We start from the raw sequence: 8614 nt of genomic DNA on the forward strand, positions 1-8614 counted from the left end.
CGGCCTCAGTCGCGTTCGTAGGCTCTGACGCCGTTCACCGTATAAAGACGGTATCGCGCTCTTTCAGGAGCCCTCCCACCACGGCTCCGTGTCCACCACCGCAACGAACTCGTAGAAGTCCATGTTGCTGATCTCCAGGCTGCACACCATCGATCCGACCATGCGGCAGGGAAGGACCGCGGGCTGGCCGGGAATATCGAACAGGTCGACAACGGTCAGTGGCCGGCCCGGCTCGGCAAAGGTCCTGGCGTCAGCCAGAACGACCAGCTGGGTGTGCTCCTTGGACGGGCGGGATCAGCGCCGGGACCTGCCCCGGCAGGAGGCCTTCGAAGGCCCGGTTATCGACGCTCAACGCCGTCAGCGGACATTGCTCCACGTCGATCTCTACTGGGTCCAAGTCTGCGCCCACCCAGCCGTCCTCATCGACCCGCCCAGCTCGTCGAGCCTGCTCCGCCAACCACCTCCGTCGTCGAAGAAGGTACGGGGCACGGGCCGATCTGGATCGCCGGTTCGGGGACGTGTTCGATATCCGCGTGGGTTATCTCTCGGCCCGAGTTCGTGCCCTCGAGGGCGATGCCGGAGCGGCCGATCCTCGAAACGTCAAGGGCCGGCGGATGGCCGACGGTGCGATCCATTCCGACATGCCACAACTGCGGCCTGATCCGGCCGCCCGCCTGATGGACCGCCTCGGCCACGGCCGAAGCCCGCCAGTTGGGAACCCCGGGGAGGACGGAGCCCGGCCCCGAGGCCGAGGTCGTGGGCCACCCTGGATTGCTCTGCAGTCCCATCTCTACCGCGGAGCCGAAGCCGCGGTGGCTGAAACCGGCGTCATCACTCCTGACACCGGCGCCGTCGTGGCTGCCGCGACGCTGCCCTGGTAGTGGTCCAAATCAGGTCGGTCGAGCGCCGCCCTCCGTTTGTTCAGATCCTGATCGGCGAGGCGCCGCATCTCGGCTTGCTGTGCGATCATCGGCAACATCGCCCCCAGCAGCAGGGCTGAACCCGGTCCCGTGGAAGATCCCATGTCGGTCTCGACCGCGCCCGTCCGTGGCAGGGCCGAGGTCTGGCGCTCGATATCTTGCAGTTCACCCGTGTATCCCGCGGACCGCTCGTCCTCCCGCACACGGGAACCGGGTCCGACCGGTGTTGCCGCATGCACCCGATCGACCACATTTTTCGCTGCCCGTTCCGCCATATCAGGCATTTCACTAATTCGCTGTGTCACTGGTTTGCTCTCTTGCTCGATTGGCGGAGTAGATCCGATTTAGCGGCGACTCTCGCCACTTCCTTGCGTACTTCGAAATCTTCCTGAGCCGCTGGCGTTACGTCGCGGAAATAGCCGCAGCCGACCCCATGGACTGGTCACCCGCGACCGATGACGCAGGGCCCACGGACGTATTCGCCGATGGGGTCAATTCGATGCCGCGTGGGTGGCGGAAACCGGCGAACGGACCGAAATCACCTGTGCTGTCAGACATTTGCGCGGCGAACGGCTGCAGGCGACCATTGACGACGACCTCCGGCGGGCCACCCTCGTAGGAGCCGAACACCACGAGCACTGCGGTACGATCCTTGTCCCACGTGGCGACGTCGCCGGTCATCAGCTGGTACGAATCGACCGGATCGATCTGCTTCTTGTCCGACCACCTTGCCGAAGTTTTGGCATACGCGGCTTTCGCATCGGTGCCACTTGCGTTGCCGAAAGCCGCATCCAACGCCTGAGCAACCATGGCGGAAACCCGCTGGGTCCGCCCGTCCGGGAACGTGTACTCCACACTCCCGTCTTGTCCCGATATGCGCGCTGGCAACGCATTTTGGGTGGACGCGACATTCGACCCGATGCCCGGACCGGCCAGTTGCTTGTTCGGCACCGCACCGGCTGGGGCCTGGCTCCATGATGGCGCCCCGGGGGCCGCAGTGACCGCTGCAATCGGTGGCGGCACATCAGGTGCGTGCTCCGGCTCGCGGCGGTCCGTGTCCGGTTCGCGACGCGGACCGTCGGGCCGCACAATATTGCCGAACATCGCTGGCCACATCGCGCTCAGCATCCCCATTGTCGGGTCGTACCCGTAGCCCGTCGCCGAGCCACCAGGCATCGTCGACGGAGCCACCGGCCCTGCCATCGCCTCCTGCGGACTAAGATTCACATGGCTCGGATATTGCGCCATATCAGATTCTTCTGGCAGTCCCGAATCCTGCGGCGGAACTGAATCCAGCGGCGCACCCGAACCCAACGGCGCACCCGAACCCAACGGCGCACCCGAACCCAACGGCGCACCCGAACCCAACGGCGAACCGAGATCTTTCCGCAGGCCCAGGTCCTTTGGATCCAGTCGCCCGAGCGACCGGTTGTTTTGGCCCCTGACCTGACCTGATAGATCCTCCACCTCGTGCCTCAACTTGTTCACGAGCAGGGTCAGCTTCTCGATCTCTCCTGCTTCTTTCTGCTGACCCTTCACCGCGTCGGCCACTACCGCATCCGCTTCCCTGATCGTCGCGATGATCGCTTTTATGCACTGCTCATCCAGACTAATACCGTCCTTAGGCCAATGGCTGATAGCCTCGTTGTGATGCTCGATTCTACCTGAAATCCAGACTTTCACATCCTTGGAATACTCAGCGGATCTGCGGATCCGATCCGGCACGTGGCCGCACAATTCCAGAAGACGGATCCCTGCCATCCGGAGATTCTCTTTCAGCACTTCGTAATTTCGAATACCACTGAACTTTCGGTCATCCGACTCGATGGTCAGCTCTGGCGGCTTCAACTCGGGCGGCCTCTCGGGGGATCCCTCACCCGTACTCAGAAAATACTGCCGCAGGCTCACGGCGATCCCCTTCGACCCCTGGTAATAGTCTTGGACAGCCTGTGAGAGATCGACCTTATCCGGATCGGGCATATTCAAACGCCTCAATTCGTCAGGCCACTTCGTCGACATCATCCACCGCCAATCATTCAATCGGATCCACTGGGATGACCGGAAGCGGACCTCGCGAATGGGAATTTGAGCTGAATCGGCTCACCAGCTCGCTCGCGGCATAGCCCCCGGCCCCATTACCCGCCGAACGAATAAGGCCCCCAGCCCTTCCCACAGCAGGCAACCCCACCCTGCTTGCAACCTTGCCCATAACCGGGCCACCTCCCGCAGCCAAGGCTCCTCCTACGAGCCCCCAGCCAACTCCCTCCTGAATGCTGTTGATATTTCCATCGACAATGCCGTCGACAGCAGTTCCTACCGCACCTCCCAGGAAACTGCCTAGCATCATCCCACCCGAAGTTCCCAACCCAGGCACGATGCTGCCTGCCACGCCACCCGCGATGGGCAAAACCACCGGTGCGACATCTGCCGCGAAATGCCCCACAGCACTAAAAAATTTCACGTGTTCACTTTCTCTCGAATATATTTCACCTGGACTAGCGTCGAGTTTGCAGTATGTCGACTTATGCCGGAAGAATAATCTGCATCCGTAGCCGGTCGGCAATATGCGCCGATATTTGAAAAGGCAGCATAGAAAATTCCCGATCTCCGCTTGTGGCCTGGACCCTACTGATCTCTGGATCGCGGGGGATACCCACCGGGGGACCCTCCGCCGACGCCGGAGGCATGGCACCGAACCGAAGCCGATCCACGCCAAGGTTGCCAACGCGGCACAATCGAACGGTCATGCCAATCGCATGATCTGCAGGATATCCCCACCACGATCACGTGGCAGCTTACTGCCACCTGGCAGCATCAAACACGCCCAGAGATCGTGACGCTTCACGGTAATCATGAACCGTCGACTTATCTGATGGGGCAGCGGTTGCGTCCAGCAGAGTGGTGCATCAGCGACTCGGTAGCGACCGTGTGAGCGTGTCGTAGCCGGAGAGTGGGCGGTCCACCGCGTGATCCTTCTTGAACCGCCAAGCTCAACGAAGGGAAAGTTCACGCGATGACCAGGATCGAGCCTATCGACCCCGGCAAGTCGTTCGCCGAGCAACTCGCCGCAACCGGCCCCGACCTGCTGCGTGAGATGCTGTCGACGGTCGTTCACTCACTGATGAGCGCCGAAGCAGACGCGATGTGCGGTGCTGACTACGGTGAACGCAGCCAGCAGCGGGTCAACTCCCGTAATGGATACCGGCACCGTGATTTCGACACCCGAGTCGGCACGATCGATGTCGCCATTCCGAAGTTGCGGTCGGGCAGCTACTTTCCGGACTGGCTGCTCGAACGCCGCAAACGCGCCGAACGAGCCCTCACCAGCGTGGTGGCGACCTGCTACCTGCTCGGCGTATCGACCCGGCGGATGGAGAAACTCGTCGAGTCCCTCGGTAAGACCCGCCTGTCGAAATCGCAGGTGTCGATGATGGCCCGCGACCTGGACACCCGGGTCGAGGCGTTCCGCACCCGCCCGCTCGACCAAAGCCCGTACACGTTCGTCGCCGCCGACGCCCTGGTACTGAAGGTCCGCGAGAACGGGCGCGTGGTCAACGTGCACTGTCTGGTCGCGACCGGCGTCAAGGCCGAGGGCTACCGCGAAATCCTCGGCGTCGAGGTCACCTCCGGCGAGGACGGTGCCGGCTGGCTGGCGTTCTTCCGTGACCTGGTTGCCCGCGGCCTCTCGGGCGTCCAGCTCGTCACCAGCGCCGCCCACGCCGGGCTCGTTGCCGCGATCGGCGCGACCGTGCCCGGCGCGTCCTGGCAGCGCTGCCGAACCCACTGTGGAGTCGTAAAGATTCAACTTGGCGATTTGTGGTCGGTGTCCGAGGCGATCAGGTCGCGGACTTCAGCGGCAGTGGTGAACTGGCGTATTGCGGGTGCAGGGGTAATTCGGTGTTGCTGGAGCAGTGGCAGGACGTCGTCGATGGCGTTGCGGATGGTGCCTCTGCTGACGCCGAACAGTTCTGCGAGGGTTTGTTGGTCGCATAGCTGGCGTTGGGCCAGCACGGTGGCCAGGATTCGGTCGGCGTCGGTGATCTTCTGGCGGAACAGTCCGCCCCGGGTGCCGGGGCGGCGTTCACCGCCGCGTTGGCGGTGGCGTCGTTGTTCGATCGAGGCGCGGTAGGAAACCGATATCCGGTCGACGAGGGCCTGGAAGTCGTCGCGGGTCATGCCGGTGAGGTCGGGGTGAGTCAACGCTCGAGCGGCTTCGATCCTTGTTGTGGTGGTGTCGTTGTCGAGCCAGTTGCGCAGCTCGTCGATGTGGGAGAAGTAGTGCGATGTCTGGGAGAACTCGATCTGCTGCTCTTCGATCAGGGTGCGGGTGTCCCTGATCGCTCGGCCGATGGTGTTGGGGTTGATCCCCAGCAGTTCCACCAGGACTTTCTGGGGGCATACCCGCCGCAGGTAGACCACGGTGATCAACACTTTGTCGGCTGGTGTCAGCAACGGTCGGCCGTGGTCGCCGCGTTCTTTTCGGCGTGGTCCGCCGCGTTGCAGGTACTGGCGCTGCTCGGCGATCGCTGCTTGCGCCGGCGCCAGCAGCGTGCAGAGCTGCTGCAGTTCGTGGGCGGGTAAGCCGGTGACCTTCGGGTCGGCGAGCGCCGCCAGAGCGTGCGCTCTGGCCGCGTTGCGGCCTTCGGTTGTGGTGACGGTGTTCTGGCGGCCGGTCGGGGCGATGGTGTAGTTCCAGGTTCCTCTGTGTTGGTGTGGTGTGATCGGTAGTGACCGGGCCTGCTCACGGCTTATCGAGATCCCGGTCGGATATGTGCCGGTGTCGAGCTCGGCGTGGACCCGCAGCCCGGACCGGGTGCGTGTCGCTGCGATGCTATTGACGACGACCTCATGGCTGGTCAGTGGCCTGCCGCGCCAGTTCATGGTGATGTGTGAGAACAACCGGTGCTCGATCTTGTTCCATTTCGAGGTGCCCGGCGGGAAGTGGCACACGGTCACGGTCAGGCCGGTCTCGGCGGCGAACGCGGCGAGCTCGGCCTTCCAAAGCCGATACCGGTAGCTGTTCGACCCGCCGCAGTCCGCGGTGATCAACAACCGGTCCGCGGTGGGGTAGTCCAGGCAGCCGCGGGACCGCCACCAGCGCCGAATCGATTCCACTGCGAACACCGAGGTGTCGTGATCGGTGCCCACGTTCACCCAACCGGTGTCGTTGCCGAGGTCGTAGACGCCGAAGGGGATGGCCACGTCGACATCCGGGCCGATGAAGTAGAAGCTGTGGTCCTCGACCCGCACCGGATCGCCCTTCGGACGCCACTGCCGCCCAGCGTTGGGCAACTGCCCGAGTTGTTCCTTCTTCTTGGCATCGATGCTGATCACCGGCTGATCACCGGCATGATGCCGCTTGAGCTGCTCGTTTATATAGCGGAACTGGACATCCCGATCAGGATGCTGGGTCCCTTCCAGGGTCTTCGCGTTGGCCTGGAGGCGGAAGCCCTGCGCCTTCAACAATCGGCCTACCGTCGGCGCGGACACCGAATGTCCGGCTCGGGTCAGTTCGGCAGCCAGGTTCCGCAGCGACTTCACCGTCCATCGCAGCGGCGACATCGGATCGCCACGTTCATCCGGCTCCACCAACGCCAACAACGCCGCAACCAGCCGCGGATCCAGCTCCTCGGCTCGTCGACGACCACCGCCAGCTCGCCGAACACGCCCGCCCGGCAGCCGATGCTCCCCGGCCTCGACCTCGACAACACCTTTGCGGACCGTGGTTTCGCTGACTCCGGCTGCCCGGGCCACCGCCCGCACCCCGCCATGCCCCAGCACCAGGGCCTCGCCGCCCAACGCCAACCGCCGCTGCCGCTCGTTCAAATGCGGCAACAATGCCCGCAGCCGAGCGACCACACCCACCTCGCCGCCCTTCAGCACTACCACCCAGAACCGAAACCCATTGAAGCCCAAACCAACACGTTGTTACTTTACGACTCCAATGGATGATGCAGACTCCCGCTGTCAACTGGCAGGCTGTCAGCGAGGTCGGAGAGGGTTGGTTCTGATGGCATGACTGCGGCCCGCGTGGCGTCGTGGACACGCGGGTTGCTGAAGGTAGCGGTCAGGCCGCTGCGGCGCTGGAGTGCTTTTCCGGGTTGTAGATGGTGTTGTCCTGCCAGCAGCGCCAGAGAACCCGCACCCAGCGGGCTCCGACACCACGCAAAGCGCGGTATTTGCCGTGGCCACGGGCTCGAGCTTGCTCATAGGCGTTGGCGGCCCAGTCGGTCTCGCGGGTGGCGACGAAAGCCCACCAGTCGATGGCGTGACGCATTCGATGGTTGCAGGCGTAACGGAACCGGACCTGATGCATGCGCCCAGAGGCGCGCGTGACCGGCGCCAGGCCGGCCTCGGCGAGCAGGACCCGCGCGTCTGGGTAGTGGGAGCGGTCGCCACCCATCTCGGCGATCAATGTGGCCGCGACGACCGGCCCGATGCCCGGGAAGCTGAGGAAAATCGGCGCATCCGGGTGAACATCGAGAAGTTGATCGATCCGTTTATTGCAGGCCCGAATGTGCTGGTTCAGCAACCGCAGCTGCGAGGCGAACAGTTGCGCGGTGAACTGCTTGCCCGCGGTAGTACCCTCCGACGCCGCCAGCAGGTGCGGCTGGAGCCGTTCCACGAGCTGGTCGGCTGGAACTCGACCCGTGTAGCCGTGTCGGCGGCAGAACGCGTCCATCCGCTTGTCTCCGACGCGAGCGGCCTGCGCGGGTGTCGGATAATCGGCGAGGAAGTCCAGGGTGATATCCCGGTCGAGCGTCGAGAACAGGTGCAGCGGCGCAGGATGATACGTGTCGAGAACAGCACGCAGCTGTGACTCGACACTGCGCTGAGACAAGATGATCCGCTCTCGGTCACGGATCACCGCCTTGAGTTCCGCGGTGTCTCGCGACAGCAGCGGCAACGGGCGCCAATGCGTGTGCTCATGACGGAGGGTGTCGGCCAGGACGAACGCGTCGAAGCTGTCGGATTTGGTCGCCGACAGCCGATAGCGTTCGCGGGCTCGGGCTGAAACCTTCGGCGACACACAGTAAACCGGAAGGCCACGGAGCTGCAGGTGCTCGACCAGCAGCCCCTCACCGCGTTCGATCGCGATCCGGATGCCGGGAAGGTCGAGTAGGTCGTCGAGTTCGGCGAACCCGCCGAGGTCGTGTCTGACCCGCTTCTGAACGATCAGCTTGCCAGCATGGTCAACAATACATATTTGATGATGTGTTCCGCCCCAGTCTATTCCCGCGAACACAGACTGTTCGGCTGGACTGGTGCCGGTGACGTGAACCAACGATGCTCCTGCAAGAAGAAGTTCGGCCACCGCTCGGCCGGCTTCCCCGGAACCTCATCTCGGCGCTCGAAGCGCTACTCCCGCTGGCCGATGTGAAGCCCGCCACCACCCCGGCCCGACAGGTCTGCATCTGGACCTCGAAGGTTGCACGTCTGCATAGGTCGTGACCGGGGTGGTGCGAGTGACCGCCGGGACCATCCCGGCGACAGCATTGTGGACGGATGAGGTCTGGACCGTGGCCAGCGGCCACACGTTCCCCACCACCTCCGGCAGCCCCTTGAGCCCGTCGCAGACCAGGAAGAACACGTCCTTGACCCCGCGGTTGCGGATATCGGTGAGCACGCTGAGCCAGAACTTCGCGCCTTCGCCACCGGTGCCGGCCCACAACCCGAGGATGTCCTTCTCGCCA

Annotated in this window: 4 protein-coding genes and 3 pseudogenes; 1 reads left to right on the plus strand and 6 read right to left on the minus strand. The window is 63.8% G+C overall.

The window, feature by feature from the left end:
• Nucleotides 1-63: 63 nt before the first annotated feature.
• The 3 genes and pseudogenes from ACL03I_RS37700 to ACL03I_RS37710 all read right to left on the minus strand — a co-directional run.
• A pseudogene (locus ACL03I_RS37700) lies at nucleotides 64-273 on the minus strand (DUF6924 domain-containing protein); the annotation flags it as partial.
• Nucleotides 274-790: 517 nt separating this feature from the next.
• Nucleotides 791-1123 carry a hypothetical protein gene (locus ACL03I_RS37705; protein WP_412808443.1) on the minus strand — a complete coding sequence of 111 codons (333 nt, stop codon included), beginning with the start codon at nucleotides 1121-1123 and terminating at the stop codon, nucleotides 791-793.
• 199 nt (nucleotides 1124-1322) lie between these two features.
• Nucleotides 1323-2942, minus strand: a complete 1620-nt coding sequence (locus ACL03I_RS37710) for a hypothetical protein (protein WP_412808444.1) — start codon at nucleotides 2940-2942, stop codon at nucleotides 1323-1325.
• A 991-nt stretch (nucleotides 2943-3933) separates the two neighbouring features.
• Between ACL03I_RS37710 and ACL03I_RS37715 the strand changes: the two are divergent.
• A pseudogene (locus ACL03I_RS37715) lies at nucleotides 3934-4704 on the plus strand (IS256 family transposase); the annotation flags it as partial.
• Nucleotides 4705-4721: 17 nt separating this feature from the next.
• On the opposite strand, the gene ACL03I_RS37720 reads toward ACL03I_RS37715, so the two are convergent.
• The 3 genes and pseudogenes from ACL03I_RS37720 to ACL03I_RS37730 form a co-directional block, all read right to left on the minus strand.
• On the minus strand, nucleotides 4722-6800 hold the full coding sequence (locus ACL03I_RS37720) for an ISAzo13 family transposase (RefSeq protein WP_412808447.1): 2079 nt from the start codon (nucleotides 6798-6800) through the stop codon (nucleotides 4722-4724).
• A gap of 187 nt (nucleotides 6801-6987) precedes the next feature.
• Complete coding sequence (locus ACL03I_RS37725) at nucleotides 6988-8205, minus strand: IS110 family RNA-guided transposase (protein WP_412808445.1); 1218 nt, start codon at nucleotides 8203-8205, stop codon at nucleotides 6988-6990.
• Between the two features lie 213 nt (nucleotides 8206-8418).
• Nucleotides 8419-8614: pseudogene (locus tag ACL03I_RS37730) on the minus strand (transposase); the annotation flags it as partial.

The organism is Nocardia sichangensis (assembly GCF_047200615.1).
In the GTDB taxonomy this organism is placed as follows: domain Bacteria; phylum Actinomycetota; class Actinomycetes; order Mycobacteriales; family Mycobacteriaceae; genus Nocardia; species Nocardia sichangensis.

Excerpts from the sequence above, each read along its gene's own strand:
- ACL03I_RS37710 (WP_412808444.1), bottom strand. The coding sequence starts at position 2,942 with ATGATGTCGACGAAGTGGCCTGACGAATTGAGGCGTTTGAATATGCCC.